18 protein-coding genes, 1 tRNA gene and 2 pseudogenes are annotated in these 21,822 nt (G+C 57.2%); 6 read left to right on the top strand and 15 right to left on the bottom strand.

Annotation, left to right across the window (positions count from 1 at the left end):
- The first annotated feature begins 26 nt into the window (after positions 1–26).
- The 4 genes from C5J24_RS26715 to C5J24_RS26700 are packed head-to-tail and all read left to right on the top strand — an operon-like array spanning position 27 to position 3,261.
- Positions 27–1,028: a zinc-binding alcohol dehydrogenase gene (locus C5J24_RS26715; protein WP_245446797.1), complete on the top strand. Its 1,002-nt coding sequence runs from the start codon at positions 27–29 to the stop codon at positions 1,026–1,028.
- A gap of 12 nt (positions 1,029–1,040) precedes the next feature.
- Positions 1,041–1,439, top strand: coding sequence for a 6-carboxytetrahydropterin synthase (locus tag C5J24_RS26710; protein ID WP_105422229.1), 399 nt, complete (start codon positions 1,041–1,043; stop codon positions 1,437–1,439).
- Entirely contained in the window at positions 1,436–2,479 is a 1,044-nt protein-coding gene (locus C5J24_RS26705; RefSeq protein ID WP_105422227.1) for a glycosyltransferase family 4 protein, read from the top strand. Before C5J24_RS26710 ends, C5J24_RS26705 begins: the two co-directional genes overlap by 4 nt.
- Complete coding sequence (locus C5J24_RS26700; protein WP_105422225.1) at positions 2,476–3,261, top strand: class I SAM-dependent methyltransferase; 786 nt, start codon at positions 2,476–2,478, stop codon at positions 3,259–3,261. The genes C5J24_RS26705 and C5J24_RS26700 overlap by 4 nt, the downstream gene beginning before the upstream one ends.
- On the opposite strand, the gene C5J24_RS26695 is transcribed toward C5J24_RS26700, so the two are convergent.
- Positions 3,220–4,047, bottom strand: coding sequence for a RibD family protein (locus C5J24_RS26695; protein ID WP_105422311.1), 828 nt, complete (start codon positions 4,045–4,047; stop codon positions 3,220–3,222). The two genes, C5J24_RS26700 and C5J24_RS26695, sit on opposite strands and share 42 nt — an antisense overlap.
- A 254-nt stretch (positions 4,048–4,301) precedes the next feature.
- Between C5J24_RS26695 and C5J24_RS32595 the strand changes: the two genes are divergently transcribed.
- Together C5J24_RS32595 and C5J24_RS26690 are read left to right on the top strand one after the other, a co-directional pair.
- Complete coding sequence (locus C5J24_RS32595) at positions 4,302–4,430, top strand: hypothetical protein (protein ID WP_256427533.1); 129 nt, start codon at positions 4,302–4,304, stop codon at positions 4,428–4,430.
- Positions 4,431–4,464: 34 nt separating this feature from the next.
- Complete coding sequence (locus C5J24_RS26690; protein ID WP_105422223.1) at positions 4,465–5,286, top strand: SHOCT domain-containing protein; 822 nt, start codon at positions 4,465–4,467, stop codon at positions 5,284–5,286.
- 851 nt (positions 5,287–6,137) lie between these two features.
- Here C5J24_RS26690 and C5J24_RS26685 read toward each other — a convergent pair.
- The 14 genes and pseudogenes from C5J24_RS26685 to C5J24_RS26625 form a co-directional block, all read right to left on the bottom strand.
- On the bottom strand, positions 6,138–7,331 hold the full coding sequence (locus tag C5J24_RS26685; protein WP_105422221.1) for a GIY-YIG nuclease family protein: 1,194 nt from the start codon (positions 7,329–7,331) through the stop codon (positions 6,138–6,140).
- Positions 7,324–9,390: a DEAD/DEAH box helicase gene (locus C5J24_RS26680; RefSeq protein WP_105422219.1), complete on the bottom strand. Its 2,067-nt coding sequence runs from the start codon at positions 9,388–9,390 to the stop codon at positions 7,324–7,326. Before C5J24_RS26680 ends, C5J24_RS26685 begins: the two co-directional genes overlap by 8 nt.
- Complete coding sequence (locus tag C5J24_RS26675; protein ID WP_172724153.1) at positions 9,387–10,568, bottom strand: hypothetical protein; 1,182 nt, start codon at positions 10,566–10,568, stop codon at positions 9,387–9,389. Before C5J24_RS26675 ends, C5J24_RS26680 begins: the two co-directional genes overlap by 4 nt.
- Positions 10,565–13,339 carry a DNA methyltransferase gene (locus C5J24_RS26670; RefSeq protein WP_105422215.1) on the bottom strand — a complete coding sequence of 925 codons (2,775 nt, stop codon included), beginning with the start codon at positions 13,337–13,339 and terminating at the stop codon, positions 10,565–10,567. The genes C5J24_RS26675 and C5J24_RS26670 overlap by 4 nt, the downstream gene beginning before the upstream one ends.
- Positions 13,340–13,472: 133 nt before the next feature.
- Positions 13,473–14,402 carry a restriction endonuclease gene (locus C5J24_RS26665; protein WP_205836976.1) on the bottom strand — a complete coding sequence of 310 codons (930 nt, stop codon included), beginning with the start codon at positions 14,400–14,402 and terminating at the stop codon, positions 13,473–13,475.
- 124 nt (positions 14,403–14,526) lie between these two features.
- On the bottom strand, positions 14,527–15,276 hold the full coding sequence (locus C5J24_RS26660) for a hypothetical protein (RefSeq protein WP_245446795.1): 750 nt from the start codon (positions 15,274–15,276) through the stop codon (positions 14,527–14,529).
- A 91-nt stretch (positions 15,277–15,367) separates the two neighbouring features.
- Positions 15,368–15,586, bottom strand: coding sequence for a hypothetical protein (locus tag C5J24_RS32480; protein ID WP_245446793.1), 219 nt, complete (start codon positions 15,584–15,586; stop codon positions 15,368–15,370).
- A 313-nt stretch (positions 15,587–15,899) separates the two neighbouring features.
- Positions 15,900–16,139: pseudogene (locus C5J24_RS32745) on the bottom strand (relaxase/mobilization nuclease domain-containing protein); the annotation flags it as partial.
- 164 nt (positions 16,140–16,303) lie between these two features.
- A complete protein-coding gene (gene mobC / locus C5J24_RS26650; RefSeq protein WP_105422308.1) occupies positions 16,304–16,627 on the bottom strand; it encodes a plasmid mobilization relaxosome protein MobC in 324 nt (107 codons plus the stop codon).
- Between the two features lie 1,660 nt (positions 16,628–18,287).
- The gene (locus C5J24_RS26640) at positions 18,288–19,343 is read right to left on the bottom strand and encodes a hypothetical protein (RefSeq protein WP_105422205.1); all 1,056 of its coding nucleotides are present in this window, start codon (positions 19,341–19,343) and stop codon (positions 18,288–18,290) included.
- A 358-nt stretch (positions 19,344–19,701) separates the two neighbouring features.
- Positions 19,702–19,992, bottom strand: coding sequence for a hypothetical protein (locus C5J24_RS26635; RefSeq protein WP_105422203.1), 291 nt, complete (start codon positions 19,990–19,992; stop codon positions 19,702–19,704).
- Positions 19,989–21,167: a hypothetical protein gene (locus C5J24_RS26630; RefSeq protein WP_105422201.1), complete on the bottom strand. Its 1,179-nt coding sequence runs from the start codon at positions 21,165–21,167 to the stop codon at positions 19,989–19,991. The genes C5J24_RS26635 and C5J24_RS26630 overlap by 4 nt, the downstream gene beginning before the upstream one ends.
- Before the next feature lie 39 nt (positions 21,168–21,206).
- Positions 21,207–21,365, bottom strand: a pseudogene (locus C5J24_RS32740) (DUF6538 domain-containing protein); the annotation flags it as partial.
- A gap of 78 nt (positions 21,366–21,443) precedes the next feature.
- Positions 21,444–21,533, bottom strand: a tRNA-Ser gene (locus C5J24_RS26625).
- Between the last annotated feature and the right edge of the window lie 289 nt (positions 21,534–21,822).

The following is a 21,822-nucleotide window of genomic DNA, read 5'->3' as shown; positions in this document are numbered from 1 at the left end:
TTGTTATGGCGTGAAAGGTGCAAGGCGTGACAAGGCGTGAGACAGCCCCGCGTGCGGCGGTGCAGAAGGAGGGACGAGCCCTCTGGATCGAGGAGACGGGCCGTTGCGCGCTTCGGCAGGAGGAGCTGCCGGCGGCCTGCGAGGACGAGATTGTCGTCCGCACGCTCTATAGCGGCATCAGCCGGGGTACCGAATCGCTCGTTTTTGCCGGACAGGTGCCGGAAAGCGAATACGAGCGCATGCGTGCCCCGCACCAGGCCGGCCAATTCCCCTTCCCGGTGAAATACGGTTATGCCGCCGTCGGCGTGGTCGAAGAAGGGCCTGAGCATCTCGTCGGCAAAACGGTCTTCTGCCTGCATCCCCATCAGGACCGTTTTCGCATGCCCGTTTCCGCCGCCCACCCGCTGGTCGACGGCTTGTCCCCACAGCGTGCCGTGCTGGCCGCCAATATGGAGACCGCACTCAACGTCACCTGGGATGCAGACGTTCAGCCAGGCGACCGGGTAGCGGTGTTCGGGGCCGGCGTGATCGGGCTCCTGGTCGCCTACCTTGCCTCACGGATCATCGGCACGGAGGTGGTGATTTCCGATATCGAGCCGGAGCGCGCCGGACCTGCCGAGGCTCTCGGCCTGCGTTTTTCATCTGCCGGTCATCTGCCCCATGATTGCGACGTGCTGATCAACGCCTCCGCCTCGGCCGACGCCCTGGCGACGGCACTCGATCACGCCGGTATCGAGGCGCGCATCGTCGAGGCCAGCTGGTATGGCGAAAAGCACGTTGAGATCCCTCTCGGCGGCGCTTTCCATGCCAAGCGGCTTTCCATCGTCAGCTCGCAGGTGGCCTCCCTGCCGCCGGGGCGACGCGCCCGCTGGGACACCAGGCGCCGCATGGGCAAGGCACTCCAGCTTCTCGCCGACGACCGGCTCGACCACCTGATTTCGGGCGAAACACCGTTCGAAACCATCGCTGCCGATTATGCCGGGATTATCGGTTCGGCCGCCACGCTCTGTCATCGCATCAAGTATTGAAGGAAATCCCGCATGTTCGCCGTCGAAGTCCGCGATCACATCATGATCGCGCATAGTCTTGACCGCCCGGTTTTCGGCCCCGCCCAAGGCATGCACGGAGCAACCTTCGTGGTCGACGCCGCCTTCTTCACCAGTGATCTGGACGAGAACGGCCTTGCGGTGGATATCGAGCTTGCAACCGACGTGTTGAAGGACGTGCTGGCGCCGCTCAACTACCAGAACCTCGACACGCTGGAGATTTTCGCCGGCAAGGTGACGACGACGGAATTCCTCGCCAAGCACATATTCGACCGCATCGCCGATGCCATCCGGAACGGCCGGCTCGGTGAGGGTGGTAGCCGCATCCGCAAACTGCGGGTCATGCTGCACGAATCGCACACCGCCCGCGGCTGGTTCGAGGCCGAGCTGTGAGCCGCGATCTCGTCTTCGCCTATCCGGGCGAGCTGGAAACCCGCACGGGCGGTTACGGCTACGATCGCCGTGTCGTCGCGGCCCTGCGCGATCTCGGCTGGAATGTCGAACTGATCTCCCTCGGCGACGGCTTTCCGAACCCGGACGCAGGACAGCTCGGCGAAGCGGGGCGGATGCTCTCCGAGCTCGCTGACGATAGTCTCGTGCTGATCGACGGGCTAGCCTTCGGCGTGATGGATGAATGGGCCGGGCGCGAAGCGAAACGCCTGAAGATCATGGCGCTCGTGCATCACCCGCTGGCACTGGAGACGGGGCTCGACAGCAAGCAACAGGAAATCGCGGCCGCCCGGGAGAAGGCGGCTCTGGCGCACACCCGCGGCGTTATCGTCACATCGCATGCCACCGCCGCCGAACTCGCCGCCAATTACGCCATTCCCGCGGAAAAGATCACGGTCGCCATTCCGGGCATGAATCCGGCGCCGCTGGCCGTCGGTGGCGGCGATCCGCCTCTGATCCTCAGCGTCGGCACGCTGACCCACCGCAAAGGCCACGACATACTGATTTCGTCGCTCGAAAAGCTGCGCGATCTGCAATGGACCTGCCGCATCGTCGGCAGCAAGGTCCTCGATCCCGGCATCGCAGCAGAGCTCGAACGCCAGGTCGCCCAATCCGGGCTCGGCAACCGCATCGAACTCGCCGGCCAAATCGACGACACCCGCTCCGAATTCGCCAAGGCCGACATCTTTGCGCTGGCGAGCCGTTATGAAGGTTACGGCATGGTGTTTGCCGAGGCGCTTGCGCAAGGGCTGCCGATCGTCGGCTGCGTGGCGGGGGCCGTGCCGGACGTCGTGCCCAAAAGCGCCGGCTTTCTCGTGCCGCCGGACGACCCGGACGCTTTCGCTGCCGCTCTGCGACGGCTGCTGGAGGAGCCCGAAACCCGCATTTCCATGGCCGACGCCGCAGCGATCGCCGGTGCCGGGCTTCCCTCCTGGCGGGACACTGCCGTCACCATCTCCGGTTTTCTGGAAACGGTTCCATGAGCGGCTTTGACAGGGACTGGCTGGCGCTGCGCGAGCCCGTGGATGTTATCGCACGGGACGCGGACCTGCTGGCAGCGGCTGTACAATCCCTCGAAAGCGCCTCGGCCCCAACCATCCTCGATATCGGCTGCGGCACCGGCTCGACCTTCCGCGCGCTCTCCCCCAGGCTTCGAAAGCCGGCTCACTTTCGGCTTTTCGACCAAGACCGCCGGCTGCTGGACGAAGCCCGCCGCTTGCATGGCGATGCTGTCGACCTCATCGAGGGTGATCTCAACGAGGTCGAAGCGCTGCCGCTCGCCGAAGTCAGCCTCGTGACCGCGTCTGCGCTCTTCGATCTCTGTTCGGAGCAGTTCATTCGCCGTTTCGTCGCCCATGTCGCGCAGAGGGGCGTCAGTCTCTACGCGACGCTCAACTATGACGGCCGGATGTGTTGGTCGAAGCTGCATCCGCTGGACGAGGCCGTGCTTGCGAGCTTCAACGCCCATCAGTTGAGCGACAAGGGTTTCGGATTGTCGCTGGGGCCGCGGGCGTGGGAGACGCTGGCCGATTGCCTCAGGGAGAGCGGCTATACGGTGAGGACCGCCGAAAGCCCATGGACGATGGCTGCAGACCATTGCGAACTGCAGCGTCTGTTCCTCGACGGCGTGGTGCGCGCGGTTTATGAATACGGGCAGCTCGACGAGAGCGAAATCCGCGACTGGGCCGATTTCCGGCGGAAAATGGTCGACCGCGAAGGCAGCCTATGCCAGGTCGGGCATCAGGACATCCTCGCAATCCGCTGAGAGGGTCACCTGCCGCGCTTCAATGCGAAAATTGCAGTCGAATACGATATCCGTGCCGATATTGTAGACCTGAACCTCCGGGCGGCGGGCTTCCGACAAGCGGTCGATCGGCGAAAGGCGGATGCCGGCGGGACCCGAACCGATGATGATCGGCGCGACCGAGATATGCAGCCGGTCGATCATCTGGGCATCGACAAAGCGGGAAATGGTGGTTGCGCCTCCTTCGACGAGCACGGTGGTGAGGCCGCGTTCGGCGAGCGCCTCGATAATACCCCGCGGCGCGAGCCCCCCATCCGCCTGGCGCGGCAGCCGGATGATCGTGTGCCGGACGTTGCGGTGCGGAATGTCGTCGGCCTGCAGAACGAGCACGGGCGTGCCGCCGTCATGCAGCATCTTGGCCCGCTCCGGCATGCGGCCATTGCAATCCACCACGGCGCGTACGGGGCTTTTGCCGCTGACGGCACGAACCGAAAGACTGGGATTGTCGGCAACGACCGTCCCGACCCCGACGATCACCGCATCCACCAGCGCCCGGCACCGGTGCAGATGGGCAATCCCGTCGCAACCCGACACATCCTGGGCATCGCCGGTCGGCGTTGCGACGCGGCCATCCAGAGACTGACCGACCTGGGCCAGAACCAGAGCCTCGCCGCGGATCGCGATCGGCCTGTAGAGCGAAAGACCGGAACCATCGACATCGGCGGAGAGCGCCATCGGGCGCAAGGATCCTTCGCGAAGCGAAAGCAGGTGCTGCCACAGCTCTTCGGTCATCCTCACTGATCGCATATCCCGCCTCGTCTTCCGGCCGAAAAAGATGAATGCCGGCACCCGCAAAAGGTTCCTCGCCCGGTGCATTCTCCGATAGCTGTAATACGCGCGGAAAATTTCACCAGATCAACATTCCGTCAACCACCAGACGGAGAGAGTTCCGGCTCGGTCGCCGACTTCCACCGCCGCGAGAAGCTCATGAAGCGCGGCAATATCCAGCGCTTGCTCACGAAAGCCGAGTTCGGGAAATGACCAGGACGCAAGCTCTAAGCATGGCTTCGGAACTTGGTATCGTGACGGGTCGACGCAACGCCACCGCACCTGCGCTTGCCAATGCTCCGACGGTTTTGGATAGTCGCGATGCGATCTCCATGGGTATCCTCAAGGCCAAGCAAATGTAATAGATGAAGCCCGGCCAATCGAGTGCAGCTTGTGATGAGAGATATCCAGGAACAGAGTATTATCGAAAGCCTGTCCCAGCGGCACGGGTTCAGCCCTGGTGTGGTCGAGCATCTTGCGATGGCCTTGATCGCCGGGCATGCCAGTCAGGCACAGTTCAACCACGTCGAGCTTGGCGGCATGGGGCAATGGTCAAGCGGCGGCATGATCATGATCGGTGACATGTTCAACAATGGGTTGAAGCACCGTGTCGATGTGCTTTGCTCGGAGATCGCCGCTTATATCCGGTCTGGGGAGCTCTCCGGCCCGAAGGTGGATCGGCCCTATCAATCTCAGAGCCAGGGAGACGGAAACAGCTTCTTTTACCAGTCGAGTTCGCATAGCAGTTCGTGGCCTCAACATCTCGGCCAGCCCTCATCGACGGGCGCGCAGAATAACCTTCGCTATGCCTTCTTCCCGGCAAGCCGCCGCCTGGCCATCGATGTAAACGGGCAGATCACGGTCTACGACACAAAAGACCATAACATCGGCGGTTTTTCGCAACAGCAGAGCGGCGACCAGTCGTTGACCTTCACCTCACAGCACGGTCTCGTGCGCGTATCGGAACTGGAAATCGTATCGTCCGCTGACAACAGGCCGGCGCCGACCGAAGAACAGGAAACACCGTCAGGCCAGAACCCGAGCGTCGATATTCCATCGATAGCGGTTCTGACCCCAGATATTCGCTCCTCGCCGATTGGCGTCGATCCAGACGATATCATCAGCAAGATTGAACGACTTGCTGGTCTGCATTCGAAAGGAATACTCTCAGACGACGAATTCACGGCGAAAAAGACGGAGCTGCTTAAGCGACTGTAACGCTGGCAGCCCCAGGATCGTCATGGCGGAGAGGGTGGGACCGCCCGCCAAACGTCGCGTAACCCATTGATTCGTGCATCGCCAAAAGTCGGTTTGGGTACATTCGTGGGTACGGCGTTAAAACTAGAGAGCCAACGGCCTGAGGTCAACCGTCCTATGCATCAAGCTGGAATCTGGAATTTTGCTAACCGAGCAAGGCTTGAACCGGTTTGGACCGCGGAATTTGAATGGTGTCGATGCATCCCTTTCTTGCCGAGATGAAGTCGAGAAGTCTGTGGGTGGGGTACTTTCGAACAACGAATGACGGCGCATCATTCAGATCGGCAACAGTAATGTTTTGAGTTCGCAAAGCGGCAGTAGTTATCGCTCCGCGAAACGACCGATCCCCCCGGATTGTACTGAAATGCAACTCCACCATGCCCTTCCTCTCCAAGGCCGATACTAGCTTGTAGATTTCAAGGTTTTCGCCGTTGCGACTACGGAAGCTTGAGAAAATGACATGGCCAAAGGTTTTAACGCTCTTTGTCTGAGCGGCGGTCGTGTCTGTGCAGGGATGCTTTGGCCAAGGCCAGCCGAGATCATCGAAGAATACACGTCCTCCATGAGGACTCCGGTAAAAGAAAACTCTCTGATGACACACGGGGCATTCGGCGTCCGGGTTCACATAGGAGGCAGCCGACGCGAACTGTGTCGAAGTTGAACCTGCACCTCCGCCATTTGAACCGACACTAGAGCACCATCCACCATTGATATGGATTGGGATTGGCTGGCCACCTTGATAGCGAAAAACGATCTTTCCGCCGCACTTATTGCAAACTCCCATCGGTCACGGCCACTCCTAATAACAATGCTCAATCTACTGGTCGTCCGATGTTTCTCAGACGTGCCTCAGCTGGATCGTACTGAAATTCGGTGATTGACCCATCCTTCACTCGCTCGACAACCTCATCGATTACATGCAGTGGAACAAGATACCACTCCTCCGGCTTCACCAGATTACCGAACCGGTCCGGAATGGTCAGGTCAAGGCGAGCGGGTGACAGCACTCGATGAATGAGATGCTCCAGGCGGGTTCGATTGATGTTGTAAAGCTTGTAAGTCGATACGATCTCGACATCCGCCAGCAGGTATGTTGCTTGAAGTCGAGCCCCTGCAATCCGCTGCTCCACAGACATATTCGTAACGCCGATCTTGTGAACCAGATTACGGTTGGCGGCCACGACGGGATGGTCGGATTTGCTGGTGAGCACATAGATCGTTCCGCTCTCGATATCTCCGTCCGCCTGGTCGCCTGCGAACAGTGGACCTGCGATCGGGTCCGTGATCCGTCGCCCAGCATCATCCTTGTTCAGTGACCGTTGAAGGGACCGCATGAGCATGTTGCTCTCGGTGCCATTGTCGAAAATGATGCGAAGTCGAGCGTCTGTTCGACCTTGGTCGTTCGTGAAAACCTCGCCCATGTCGGCCACATATGCTTTCTGCCCGCCTACAATAAACCAAGCTCCCTGCTTGATTTCCGCCTTGAGTTCAAACGGACGGGTTTGCCTGGTTCCGGCCTCGATATCACGTTGGATGTTGTCAAACAGCGGCTTGAATTGCGCAAAGTCTGCGCAGGCCGTGCGGTTGGCCACCTCCTCCGCAGCACGCACCTCTGCCCGAGGCTTCACATGCGTCAGGTTGGTAAGGTCCACTTCCCCCACCGGCTCGACGCCCAGTTCGGCAAGCAGGGCGTCGTCGTCGAGGTCTTCGATTACATTCGTGGACGCTTCGTCAACTCGCAATAAGCCGTACCGGTCGAATTCAAGCAACAAGGCGCGGCTGTCCTCCTGCGCGCGCAACCTATCGAGGCGCACTGCATAGAGGCGCTCGAAGATATCGCGATCCTCACCGTGCAGAGGTACACGCCCGTGCTCCTCGCGGAAGCGCACGATGTCTTCGAATCCTGCAATAATCCGTTCGTCGCGGGGCGACCTTGCGTTCTGCTTTTTCGCCTCTGGCACTGCCCCGAGTTCGGCCAGCAGGTCGTCGTCTGAAATATCAACCATTCTTTTGCTGCTCTACGTGGCGCTTGAGGGCGACCACACCTTCTGCCATGCGCTTTTCCCATGCGTCAGCGGATGTGATGTCAGGAGCGCGTCCGCGCTCCTGCATGAACTTCCTTGCCCGCAAGGCCAGGTCACGGGCCTCTTCATAGGGAATGCTGATCTTCTTGGAGGCGATGACCGCGGCGACCTGCTTCAGGGTCTGTTCGCTCATGGATTTCGCGAGGATCGAATAGGCAGCCTCGAAAGGATTGATCCTATCGATCATATCGATGTCGAGATTCCGAACGTCCATCGCAAATTTCCGGACCCCGTCGATCAGGGCCGATCCGCCCGTCAATTGCCCGGAGTCTTCCAATTCTGCCGCAACCGCCTTGGCCTTCTGCGTCAGGTTCAAGGCGGCAATAGCATGCTGCCGAATGGCTTCCTGATCGACATCACTGAGGTCTGGATAGCGATCCTTGACGATCTTGCCCATACGGACTTGGGTGAGCTCCTCAGGCACTGTCTCGTCATCAAATAGCCCTTTCTCAAGCGAAGGCTTATCCTGAACGAACGCCGTGATGACCTCGTTGAGGTCTTCTTGGCAGATGCGCTTGGCTTCATTACTCTGCGGCGTGACAAGACCGTTGATCTCGAAATGGAATTGACCGGTCGCCTCGTTGAAGCCGACGTTGGTGCCTTTGGAGTTGTAGCCTCCGTCACCATAATCGAAGTCCGGTAGGGGCCCGCTGTCGGCGTTTTTCGGGGTGAAATTGAACTTCGGGGCGAGCACCTGTTCCATGAGCAGGCTGGCAGCGATCGCCTTCAAGGTGTCGTTTACCGCATCCACGACCGCCTCTTCGCTGGCATCGGGTTCGGCGATCAGGTTGGTGAACCGAGCAGACGTCTTGCCAGGGGCGTCTCGTGTGGCGCGGCCGATGATCTGGATAATCTCGGTCAAGCTGGCACGGTAGCCAACCGTCAGCGCATGCTCACACCAAATCCAGTCAAAACCTTCCTTGGCCATGCCGAGTGCGATGATGATGTCGACATGATCGCGATCGTTTTTATGGCTGGGGTCTTTCAAAGCCGAAACGACTTTGTCGCGCCGTGCAGGCTCGTCATCGACAAGGTCGGCGACCTTGATGAGCCGTCCTTCAGGCAGCCGCACCAGATGAAAGCCGGTGGCGGGGTCTTCACCCTCCCAGATGCCGAGCGCATCCATGATCTCGTTGACCTCTTTCACCTTGTCCTTCGTGCTTTCCCGTGAGTTGACGTTGGGGATGTGCACGATGGTTTTGAGCGCAGGATCGAGGACTTTGGTGATCGCGTCGAGATATCGACCGCTATAGAAGAAATAGCCGATATCGAGAGACTTCAGATGGTCGTAGCCATTGAGCTGTTCATAATAGGTGTAGGTCACGGTGACGAACTTGGACTCGTCCTGAGGAGCAAGTACGGCCTCGGCATCGCCACGAAAGTAAGACCCCGTCATCGCCACGAGGTGGACGCGGTCACGGGATAGGAACTGTCCAAGCTGTGCGCCGAGCTTGTTATCCGGGTTCGAACTGACATGATGGAACTCGTCTACGGCAATCAGGCAGTCATCGAATGCTTCGATACCGAGCTCTTCGACTGCGAAGCGGAACGTCGCGTGCGTACAGACCAGAACCCGATCTTCACTGTCGAGAAACTGCCCGACAGCCTTGACCTTGGATTTCGCCACGGACGTGTTGTCGATGCCAGCAACATTGCACAGGTTCCATTGCGGCTTCACCGTCCAGTCTGCCCAGAACCCATATTTCGATAGTGGTTCATCTGCGAAGCTACCGCCGATCGATCGTTCGGGAACCACGATGATGGCCTTTCGGACATTCTGGTTATGAAGCTTGTCGAGGGCAATGAACATCAGGGCCCGTGATTTACCAGAAGCGGGCGGTGACTTGATCAGCAGGTATTGCTCGCCGCGGTGCTCATAGGCGCGCTCTTGCATGGTACGCATACCAAGTTCGTTGGCCTTGGTCGAAGCGCCGCTGCCTGCTGTGCGCATGGAAACTGAGGGGATGGTCTTTCCGGTCATTTTACAAATTCCTTGGCGGCTTTGTTTCCGACTTCCCATGCTTTGGTGACCTGGTCGGGGTGAGCGAGGAAGAATTCACCGCCGAGTGATCGGGAGTGTGGAGCTTCACACAGCACGGTTTGCATCGCCTTCTCGCCTGCTAGTGCGTGCTCGGATGTCGGATACGCATCAATGCCTTGATCCGCCCCAGAGTGGAGAATCTCCCATCCGAAGCTGAAGTTCGGAAAGGCAGAATTCAATGTGTCGCGTCGCGTCTTCGGGCTGCAGGAAAAGCCCGCTTTGACGATAACATGCCCGTTGGTCTTCTCCCCGAGGAATGCGTCTGCGTCCCCCCGGAGCTTCAGAATATAGAGGTTCTTAGGTCCCTCGGCCTCGCGCACGGTGAAACCACTTTGCGAAACAGGACCGGCCTTACTCGGCGCGAGGATATGACGAGCGCCAGCTGGTGCCGACTCGATCACTGCAGACGCACCGAAGACCGCAACCTCCTGGAGGTCCAGTTTCAGGATATTGCCAGCCTCTTTCGAGGTTAGTCTTTCACCTCGGGAGCCAATGTGTTGCCACGCCTCTGTGGCAGTGGCGTCGGGCGCGAATTCCCTCACCGGCATCCGGGTCTCTGGCGTTACGCGCCATGCGCGTTCAACCTTTACAGCATAGTCCCATTTGCCCTTGCTATCCGGATTGGCTTCCTTCTTCCGCCACTCCTCCGGGGACATAAACTGCTTCGCATGACCAGTCACATGCGAGCATTGTAAGACCCCAATGACGTTTCCGCGCTCTGCTTCCGAAGCTTTACTTGCACCATAGATGACGACCAAAACACCGGGAGCACTGTTCTTAATGAAGCTTTGTCGAGCGCTCTCAAGCGTGAACCCTAGAAAGCCCCAATTCCACGGACCGAAACCGTAAAAGCTCGTGAGCCAAACGTTTGGCGGTTCTGAGTTTATCGCCTGCATTGGAAACATCAGGTCGGTGGTTGGAACATGCGCATCCTCAAAGGCCCGAACTGAACCGTAGACCTCGACCACCCGCGACTGCTGAGCCGTCATCATCTGGTTGCCTCGCTCAGGCCAACCGTGAACCTCGAACATATTGCGATAGCTGCCGTAGTATTCATGGGCGACCCGGGCAATCGCTTTCGCATCCCCACCAGGTCTATAGCTACTATTGGCGGTCACTTGCGCACCGCCTTTCGCTTATTGCCATCAGATTCGGTCATCTTGGTGTAGAGTTGAAACAGCTTTTCCAGCCGCTCAGTGTCGTTGCGGAAGCGACGTCCAATGTAAATTCGTTCTAGGACCTCGTCATTGCGCTCATGGGCGATGCGCAGATTTTCCGGCATATCATCACCGTCGTAAAGATCAGCAATAGTAGAAGGAAAGTGAGCCTCTCTGGCTAACAGAATTTCCTCAGCGCTACGCGTCAGGTCTTGTTTATTCTTCTCTGTGAGACGTGGGACAGGGAACGTGTTCCAGCCAAGAGTATTAGTAAAGCGGTAATCGGTCCTCATTCGAGCACAGATTGCTGCGACCCAGACGAGATTCATGCGGGAAGCAACTAGCCCCAAAACCCACATCTCTGAACATGGCATTCCAAACGCAAGGTTTGAAATCACTGTTCCGGCTGGCAGCATTCCAACCGGCAAGAAACTTCTGTTTTCCGAGCTCGTAACAGGCACACAAATAGAGGGTACCTCCGGCAATGGCTTACGCTCGTCAAAGCGAAAGGACCAATTTGCAGCCTTCCGTGTTGCAACCTTTGGGCTCGCAAGGCGAAATGCCTTTACTTGTTCTACCCTGCGAGAAATCGATGGAACTGAGAGCGCCTCGTCAATGTCTGCCTCATCAATCCAAATGCAAAACCTACTGATGCCTCGAATTAGTTCCATTGATCCAACGAATGGCCGGATAAACTTTTCTTTTTGCAAAGGGCTCAATGCGAGAAGATTGACGTCATTTCCGTCCAAGACGAGATGACCGCCATCGGTGGGCGAATTACCCCGATAAAACTCGGGCAAACCTGAAACTTGCGTCCTCCGCGCCTCCACGAGAACATCATCGCCTGCAATCAGATATGCATTGATATTGGCGACGTCACGCGAGAATTCAGCGCCATCTGCGTCCTTAGAGTACAACGTAGCCGTCGAACGCGTTGCATTGGAAATGCCTACGATAATGACGGTCACGCCTGCGTTATAAGTCGCCAAGTTCGTCCATGTAAAACTTGTATGTGCAAATGAGATACGGTTTCCCGTCGCGTATATCAGCGGCCACAGAATAGAGACTTGTTGTCCTTGACATATAGAATTGGTCGACACGAACGCAGCGGATGCTACTGAATGCTTGCTGAACATCGCAGCCTTCAAGAACCAACCGGAAACGTAATCGAGCGGCTTCCAATCCTCAGTTTGGTCTTTGAATACCCACTCTAGGTCTGATTTTTGCTCTTCCGTTTGGCGCTTGCTACCCAAATAGGGAGGATTTCCGCAGATGTACGTCTCACCGCCCTCATTCGTAAAATCAATCTGGGCCTGATCGAGCGGACTATGAAACAGGTCGTCTGCAACAAGCTTTACGCCCGTTCCGGTCGGCGGGCATACGCTCAACCAATCGAGCCGCAACGCGTTACCGCAAACGATCCAGTTTTCAGCATCCAATGGCAGGAACTCGGCAAGCGCCTCCTTCTGGCCGCGATAGAGAACATCGCACTGATATTCGGCGATGATCAGCGCGAGGCGGGCAATCTCTGCAGGGAAGTTGCGAAGCTCTATACCCCTAAAATTGGTAAGCGGAATGTCTGTCCGTCGGTCTGGCTCACTGCGACGTTTGTTTATCTCTGCCTCGATCTCCCGCATCTGCTTATAGGCGATCACTAGGAAGTTCCCAGAACCGCATGCAGGATCGAACACTCTGATTCTGGATATCCGGTTCCGGAGATTCAGAAGTTTGCGGGCGTTATCACCGGCATCGGCTAGTTTTTCGCGCAAGTCATCAAGGAAAAGAGGATTTAAAACCTTCAGAATATTCGGCACGCTGGTGTAATGCATGCCGAGAGCACCGCGCTCGTCGTCGTCTGCGACCGCCTGAATCATAGACCCGAAGATATCGGGGTTTATGAGTTTCCAGTTCAGCCCCCCAATATGAAGCAGATAAGACCTGGCAATTTTGCTGAAACGCGGGACCTCCGTGCTTCCGGAAAACAGTCCACCGTTGACGTAAGGAAAACCGTTCGCCCATCTGGGAAGGTTGGCCGTAGCTCGATCCACAATCTTGGTGTTCATGGCCCTGAAAAGGGTTCCGATGACCTCATGTGTATTGGAAGAGTCGCGGTCGCTCATCTGCTCGATCGTGGAGGTAAACACGCCCTCACCGTTGAAGATGTCGGTGTCTTCAGCAAAAAAACAGAAGATCAGTCGCGCCATGAAATGGTTCATGTCCGGGCGGCGCGCTGCAGTCGCCCACTCAGGATTATCCTTCAACAGCTCGACATAAAGCTTGTTCAACCGTCCTGTCGCCCGGATGTCGAACGAGCTTTCGCGGATTTGCTTGACCGTGGTGATGCCTGCAAGAGCAAGGAAGAACCCAAAATGATCCGGGAACTTCGGATAGTCGCAGACGACAGTTTCGCCGCTCGTCAGGTCTTCGGCCTCGAAGGAGACGCCATCGGTTGCGAGAATGAACTTCGCCTTGTTGGATGCGGTCTTCGGGCTGGTGCGTAGCGCCACAAGCGTTTCGCCTACCTTGCCCTCGGCACAGGTGGCGATGTGAATGTTACTCTTTTGCAGGACCCCACCAGCGACGTCGGACGCATTCGCCGAGGCAGTACGCAGCCGCTTGACGGTGGTTTCCTTGTTGCCAAAGGCGACCAGGAAGTCGAACGGAAACTCCGCAGCGTCAAACGGCTGATTGGCCAGTTCAGATACGGCTTCTTCGATTTCGACGGCATTCATACGACGTCTTCCCCCATGCCATGCTTTTGTCCTGCCTCATCACGGTTGGTTAGGGCAGAAATTTGGATCGATGTCTAACCGAACAAGGGCGAGTCGTCATCGATGAATCGGCGTCTTCCATTCCGGCGTCTTGTCAACCGGTCACGTCAGCGAAGTAGTCCTCGTCAATGCTTTGGACCTTGTAGGTCTGGCGAACACGAACACCGACGCCATGTTGGATCATCAGGCGCGCCAAGCGCTGGCCATTTATCAAGACGACACGATGCTGGACCCGAGTCAGGTATTCGTGCGCATCCTTCGAGAAGTCAGACGTGGTGACGAAAACACCCTTGGTCGCGCCTTCGCCCGTCAACGAACCGATGAACCGCTGAACATCGGGGCGACTAACGCGGTTTTCGGGCGCGTACCGCTTTGCCTGAATGTAAACCGCATCAAGGCCGAGAGCGTCTTCATGGATGATCCCATCAATCCCGCCATCGCCCGATGCTTTTGTCATGAGGCCATTCGCCAAGTCGCCACCACCATAACCCATGGCAATCAGTAGATCGAGGATGAGGCGTTCGAAACGCTGCGGGGAGAGCTGTTGCAGAAGGGCTAGAAGGTCGTCTCTCAGGGCGGCGTCCAGAAGACCCGAGGCCGCGGCCATGGCGTCTTCCGGCGTCTGTCTTTCATCGATCGGTGCGGAATCCATGGAACCGGTCGCGAGCGTGTACTGAGTAACCGCAACGTCCCCACCGTCGCGCTGCCTGGAACGCTCGATCCAGTCCCTGAAGCCTTCGAAACCTGCCAGCGTCTCATTGTCGATCCGTTCAGGCTGCGAGGCCAGAACGCGTCGTCCGAGATCGGTCACGACGTGTAGATTTCGGCGCGGTGAAGTCAACAGTCCGGCCTTCGCAAGATAGGTCCTCGCCCAATGGGCGCGGCTCTGCAGTACCGTCGCCGTGCCGCTCGGGATCAATTCCGAGGCCTCCTCATCCGAGATATCAAACTGCTTTTGCAGAACAGGGATGCATGCAGCTACATTGGGCGCACCCTCGGCGACCAACTTCAGCACCGGAAGCATCAGAGTCTCGTAATTCGGTATTGCCATTGCGCACCCAGCATCCGATGAAATTCACGGTTGTCGTGAGTTCACAATTAGCGGATGGAATGTAGAACGTCATCTTCCGAAATGCGCGCGGACGATTTCAAGTCTTGGGTTTCTGCGGATCGGTATCGGTATAGCCACCGGCGGTTTCGAGCGTTGTACCGGGCTGAACAGGCGCGTTGTCCTTCAGATGTTCGAGCCAGCGTACCGTCGACTTTAAGACCCTGACATCTGTTAGGTCTTCCTGCTCCTTGGCGACATGGCAGCGGAGTAGTTCAGACCATCGATCCCATTTCTCAACGTAATCAAGCCAATCAAGCGCGGCCTCGGGTATCCGCGTCCGTAATTCGATCATCGCATCACGGCGCAGGACGCCCCCTTGGCGGATGTGATTGAACAATACGGCATAGGGTACCTGGCCCTGTGAGAGGACCAAATCCAGATATCTGACAGGCACCCCCATCCGCCGCGCCATCGCGTTACGGTGTGCCGCCGCTGGCGATAGTTGCGGCGGACTGTAGCGAGGACTGACGGGCGTTGCCGGGAGCAAGGGCGCACGTCCGATGACGACCGCGAAGATGGCGAGCAACTGCGTTGCGGCAGAAGCGGCAGGATTACCGCGACGAGCTCGCTGGGCCTCGATGTAACGTGCTCGAAGTCTATGATAGCAGCTTCGCCGTTTGCGCTTGTTCCTCGTGTCTTTCATGGTGTCATCCTCCTCTGGAATGTGAATGTCGACGGTGACGGCGTCGAAATCGCCGCCAGCACGATCTTGTTCTGCTCTTGCTTGAGTTCTTGAATTCTTCGGTTCAGCCGCTGCGCCGGTGGCTCGAAGATCGTTCGAATCCACAAAGCCATTTCCCGAGCGCGCCGCAGGAGGTCATCGAGGTCCACAGTTCCGATTCTATGCAGAAACAATTGCTCTCGCCGAAGACGTCGGGTCAGCGGCGCGATAGACGATCGAGCCGGTCGCTCACGATCCTCAAAGCCTCTACCTGCTGGTTCTGCGCGTCGAGAATGTGCGTCAGAAGGTCGAGGAGCTGGGCGATGCGATCCGGGACGTCCGGCGTATCCAGCAGAGATAGAAGGGGCAACAGCATCTCGGTGTTTCGCTCGACCGACGTCAGCGTCCGCATCGACGCGGAAATGATTTCCGTCATAAGTGAGGGTCTCCATAAATTTTGAGAATTCGCCGCGGCGGACACCAACGGCACGGTTTGCGGCGGCAGCGAACGTCCCGGCAATGTTGACCAGGATCGGTCCCTTGTCGCCGTTTGTGATACGAAGGCCTTGTCGAGCAAGCTCCTGTGCGAAGGCCTGTCTGCCGACGGCAAACGCCTGTTTCAGTTTCGTTCGGTCGAACTTGGGGCTAACGCGCTCGGCACGTTTGCGAGCGACATCTGAGCACCCTGCGACCTTGCGCTGACGACGTTCAGTCCGGGTCGGTTGCACGGTCTCGGCGTGCCGCTGTTCGTAGCGACGAGCGAGTTCTTCAAGTCGGGCGTAATCGTTTCGGCAATCCAAGACGCGAAGCGTCACGGGATCGACTTCGGCAATCGCGATGTGAAAATGCGATCGTCCCTTCTTGATATGACGCACCACCAGCCGCGGCCGGTCAGGTCCAACGCGAAACTCGGCATCAACGGATTTCAAGAATTCGCCTAGCTGAGCAGGCGTCATTTCGCGTTCCGGTGATACTGAAAGATGGCGAATGCTGTACCGGCAGCCTTTCAGGCTTGCGAGCGACTGGGCGTCGTCAAGAACGTGTCGATCACCGGCAAGGACTTCTATTCTCTCGTTCTCGTGGACCTTGCCGAGTAGATGATGAGAGAGGTAGCGGACGCCGCCTTTTCGGGAGATGCGTGTGGTTTGGAGGATCATGATATGATGCCCCGGAGATGATGCCGCAGGGTGTCGATGCCGGAAAGAGTTTGGGCTAGATCGGCGTCGTACCCGGAGAGCTTTCCCGAATTCGCGCGTCTAACAAGCTGGTTCAAATTTCCCCCGATCCTGCCAAGCTCGCCCAGGGCACGGGTTAGCAGTACGACCTGGGTTGAATCGAACGTTCGGACGGGCATTCGCACGCCGAGTGCAGCGCGCCGCATCATTTCGGAAATCGAAAGACCTCGACCTTTCGCGAGTTGTTCGATTTTCGAAATTTCTTCCGTGCTCGCACGAATACGGATGATGCGGTCGCGCATGCGTCTTCCTTCATTCTGCCCCGATTTCGGGGATGAGGGGTTCACGGGGAGTTTCTCCCCTGACCAGCGCCGTTTGCCTTGTGGGCACACGGCATTGCTGGCTATCCCCTTCTGCTTCTCAGAATGGTGTGCCCGTGAGTTCACCGGCGCAAATGATGTCTTCCGAAATTCGAAACATTCAGTGCTTCAAAAACCGGCATCGCTTGGGAGGCTTGGGACAAGGATGAGCATATCGGAGAAGTCAGCATAGCGCCGTCGAGGACGGAGCGCCGTCGAGGACGGGACTTCGGGAATTCGCGCGTGAAGCAATCGGAGAAAAGGCTGCCGCAGGAGGTCGCCATAGCGATCCGGGATCGACCGCCGCCGATTTCGATCTCCATCTAAAAAGCTCGAAACTCGAAATGAACCTTTCGAAAATCGAACGGACAGATATTTCGAGGCTCGAACGATCATACACGACGGCACAACGTTGCGAACCTCGAACCATTAAGCAGGCGATTTGAAGAGCCGGTGCCAATGTCACCATCATGAACCATTACATGATGCCTCCGCTCCTGAAACGGCTATAGTTCGATTGTCGAACTGTCCGGTATTTCGAGTTTCGAAGCATACCGTTCGAACTTCGAAACAGTCGATTGGAGAGAAGAGCTGTCCAGTTTCGTCAAGCGGGCGGTGCGGGCGCAGGCAAAGCCGAGCCTCGGTCGCGAAGACGACAACTTGACGGATCGTAGCCATTATCATTCCGCACCCGGACCTGAATCAGGGCCGGGACTAGGCCAGCGCCAATGAGCGCCTCTTTTCTGTATGGCCGAATTTGCGGTTTCTAGGCCCGCGAGAGGGGGTCCGTTGCCGAAAACGATGTCGGACCCAATTGAAACGTTTGTGCGTTGCTGACCGGCCGCAATCTTCCATTGCGCAACTTTCTGAACCTGGAAGTCCGATAGTTTAATCTCTGTCGGACGGTAGGGCGTGTAAACTCCAGAGAGTTCCAGTCCTTGGATCGCGGATATATCCTGATCGAATAGCTTCGGACTGCGCGTCCAGTTTCCCTCTTTGCCAAGCGGCGTCTTTCAATAGGACCATTGAGCCAAAGGTCTGCAGAAACGCGGCGTCATCATAGTCATCCGAGTTGCCTACCATGTACCGCAAGACGTACCGGTTGTTTTCACGGATTGCCGGATCATCCATCCGTGCGATAGCGTCCAGCCGCGCGAGTTTCCATGCGCCATCCGCTTCCTCCAAGTCGGTCGAGAGTTCCGCGGCACACGTCCTGAGAGTCTGGCCTGACGTCTTCATATCCTTCCCTCCTGGCATAGGCGACGTCAAATGATCGCGCCTTTATCGAAGGGTCTGGTCGGCAAGAGCCTGGGTCAAGTTCATTCTCACTATGCGTTTGATCCAGTGAGGGCTCAGCAGAAGGACATCAATTGATGTCCTTCACCATCGCAGGCCTGTTCGCTCATCTGGCGGGACGCACTCCGACGTTTTACATCCCACCGGAATCTAGCGGATTCGACGCAACACTTTGGCATAATCAATGACCCGGATGCGCTTACTGAGATATCGTTGACCGTTTACATCCTGACAGAGAAGGAAGCCTCCAAGGGCAGCGTCCCCTCACGGGGCCGCTTGTAGTCTATGACGGTTCTATCCACCTGTTTTAGAATAGTTTTTTGGCCGTTTTCGCGACCGCGTCGAACGTCGTCCGCATAACCTGCGAGAGCGTGTCCTCGTGCTCCTCGGCGACGACGAAGGAGTCATGTACAGGAAGCGCGACGATGCCTTTACGATACATCTCTACGAGAACCTGCCGACAGATTTCGGAATCGATATTCTGGAGCGTCATGCCGATGCCGCTGTGGAAGTAGGATTTGATATCCGGGTGCCGCATCGTGATATCGAGGATCAGCCATTCTGCGGTGTCACGATCAGTGCCTAGATTTTTGGCGATTGCGCCGCGGGCTTCCTTGAAGTCTTGAGTGTTCAAGAGGGTATTGAACGCTTTTTTGACGACACCGCGATCCCACCCGGGAATAGTGTACGCATCTCCCTCCAGGTGCCGCCCGGCGATGCCATAGAGCAGGCGGGGATGGATTTGCTGGTAGTCCAGTTCGATAGTGCGGTGGCCGTCGATAGTGAGGTGCTGCCGGTGCGTCTTCCGACACGATTGCCACCACCCACCATAGAACCGGCCCCCGCGATCCCATCCGCCTTTATAGACCCGGTACAGGGATGTCATTCCCGGGAACACCGAATAGCCGTCGAGGCGGATCGCATTGGCGTCCCGAACGGCGGCGGGAACATCGAGATCGATAGCGGCTTCTGCTAGGCTGCGGTTGATCTTCGCTAGCATGGCGCGATCGCGCCGCGTCTTGTCATTGTCACGGTAGTCGATCAAGCGCCCCTCGGCGTCTTTCAATCGGATGACCTCGCCGACCTCGTAGCGCAGCTCCGGCAATATGATCTCCGCGAGCCATGGGGCGGGCCGGTAGCTCGACTGGACGCCAGTGGATCGGCCTGCGGGCTGAAGGTCGTAGTCGACTAGAATTCCGGCTTCCAGCAGGGCATCGATCGCCGGCACGACGTTATAGTAGGTGAAATCAGGATCGCGATACCGCCGTGTCTCTTGCCACCAGCCATTACGGCGGGAACAAGAGACGCGAAGCTCGGGAAAATGAAGCGCCGTGTGAACTGCATCGACGGCGACGGAGATCATCGCCCGCACATTCTTCGCCGACCCCGCAAGGGGAAGGTCTAGGCATTTGGCAAACTCATACTCGTTACAACGCCATGACAGACGAAGGGCGCGATCGCGATCCCGCCCTTGCCATACTTCGTCGCCGATGGCGCGGGGCTTCCAAAATTGTTGACGTCGTTGGGCGAGGCCGTGCTTGGACTTGGCTGGGGTATCTCCCAGCCAGCGGGTCACCGGCTAAAGTGACGGGGCTTTACTGCAGTCTCGCTGTCGGTCAACATGAACTCGCATTTAAAAAAACCGCCCGAGGGTTCCAGCCCGTCGACGGCGGTTTTTTCATGCTCCCCGCCTTTTGCGCAGGGGTCAAGCGCCGATCAACTTACCGAACTGCGAGGTAAGGCGAGAGGTCGAGGCCCTCAGGAAGTGGAAGAACTGCAAGTACTTCCAACTCCTCACGCTTCAGGGTCTTGGCACCGTAGTTGTCCGACACCGTCTTCAGCGCGTGACCCGTTTGCTTATCGTGCGTTCTTTGGTCAATTTTCGCCACCCGCATGATGTCCTTGGCGGTATGACGGGTGGAGTGAAACGTCGACTCGATTTCCTTGTGAATACCAACTTTCTTCAACTGCGCATTCAAGCGTTTCGATGCGGCGTCGGCCGGTCGTTTCACGGCTTTCTTTCCGTGGTGAAAGGCCATGGAAAAATTCGGCCGTCTTTGGGAAAGGATTTAACGTAGTCGATGAACCCAGCATCTACGATGGACTGATGAATTGCGATAATGCGCCTACTCGACTTGTTCTTGATGCGCCGGGCCACCGGCAACCCCTCGATATCGGTCAGGTCTGTGGTGAGGTCCAGAACCCAGTGTCCGCCTTCGACTTGATAGATATCCTTGCGTTGAAGAGGAATGAGTTCACCGATCCGCGCTCCTGTTACAGTACCGAGGAGTGGCAACCACTTGTTGTCACCACGGTCCTCTAAAGCCGCGAATGCAAACCACCGGTTCAACTCGGCAACCTCAAACGGCAGTCGAGCGGTCGAGTCCCGTGCGTCTGCAGATATACGCACCGTGACATTGGCGAGTGGCGACGTGAAACCGTGGTGAGCGCACATGTCATGAAAGATCATATTCAGCGGCGACAGGTAATTCGTCTCGATTGTTTTTCCGGTTAGCGTCCTGTGTTGCTTATGCAGCGGCAAATTATCGTTGTGAAACACTGCCTGCACCTGCGTCATATCGCGAAATTCTGGTTTTACGCTATAGCTCGCTGGAACGCGGGCGAGCAGGTTGGCAAATGACTGGAAGTCGAGAAACCGATATTTGTTGATCGGCTTATCACCAGAGAACTCAATGAAGTCTTTGATCCGATTGTAGTCGGTATCGATCTTTTTCTGATCGATACCAAGTCCGCTCCGAACGCTAAACCATTCCTCAAGGGCTACGGATAGCAATGGCCCCGGACGACCACCGTCGAGCATAATCTCAACAGCACTGTTGAGAGACGCGATCTTCTCAGAAAGTGCTTCTAGTCCGGGAAGGATCGGGTCTGGATTCAACGGCTCGGTTTCACGACGACGATGAAGTGTTTCGAGGATCATCGCCTGCGTGTTGATGAAAGACGAATAGACGTCGTTGACCTCCCGCTTGAATGCACTGTCGCGCTCGATGGCAGAGGCATTGAGCCTGTATTCCTGGTTTTCGAGTTCAAGAGCATGCAGGCGATCTTGCTCTGCCATAACTTGGTCAGTGACGTCCGCAACTTGCCTGGCGTCCTCGATCAGACTGGATATGACGTCCTTGAGTTCTGTGATAATCGCGTCCCTCGGGTCCTGATTTTCATTCATGGTTTTACCCTCCATCTTGAGGGTATGAGCAAATAGCCGGTCGAGACGGGCGGCAAGTAGCCGGCAGATTGTCGCAGCCTTTCGAGCGGAGACCCTGCCGAGGTTTAGACGGATTGGAGACGTGCCAAGGATAGATACGAGATCATGCGGGATTCGGCGTTGAAATCTGAAGCCATTGCCGTGACGTGTGTGATACATGGAAAGCCCGGGTACATAGATGGGTACGGACCCAATCCGGGGCTTTTGAAAATCGCATGAAATCAATGGCGCGAATAATGGCGGAGAGGGTGGGATTCGAACCCACGGTGCCCTCGCAGGCACGCCGCATTTCGAGTGCGGTGCTTTCGACCACTCAGCCACCTCTCCGCTTAAGACGTGATGACGCGTTGGTCAGCGCGGGCGTTCTCATAGCGGGCAAACATGGGGCTGGCAAGGGGCGAATATCAAGTCTTTATATCCTTTCGTCTTGACAGTTTTTTGTCGCTCGCGTATGTCCGCTCGCGATCAGGCGTGGAAAAGTATCCATGCCTCTTTGTTTGTGTGGAGGTTGTTGGAACAGCCACGCGAATTCCACCGGCAGCAAGTTCCAGAAGATCGTCTCTTTCGAAACCCTGCTAGAGCCCGACTGATAAAAAGACGGCCGCCTTTTAAATAG

The organism is Neorhizobium sp. T25_27 (assembly GCF_002968565.1).
Classification (GTDB): domain Bacteria; phylum Pseudomonadota; class Alphaproteobacteria; order Rhizobiales; family Rhizobiaceae; genus Neorhizobium; species Neorhizobium tomejilense.
This window is presented reverse-complemented; position numbering and strand designations above follow the sequence as displayed.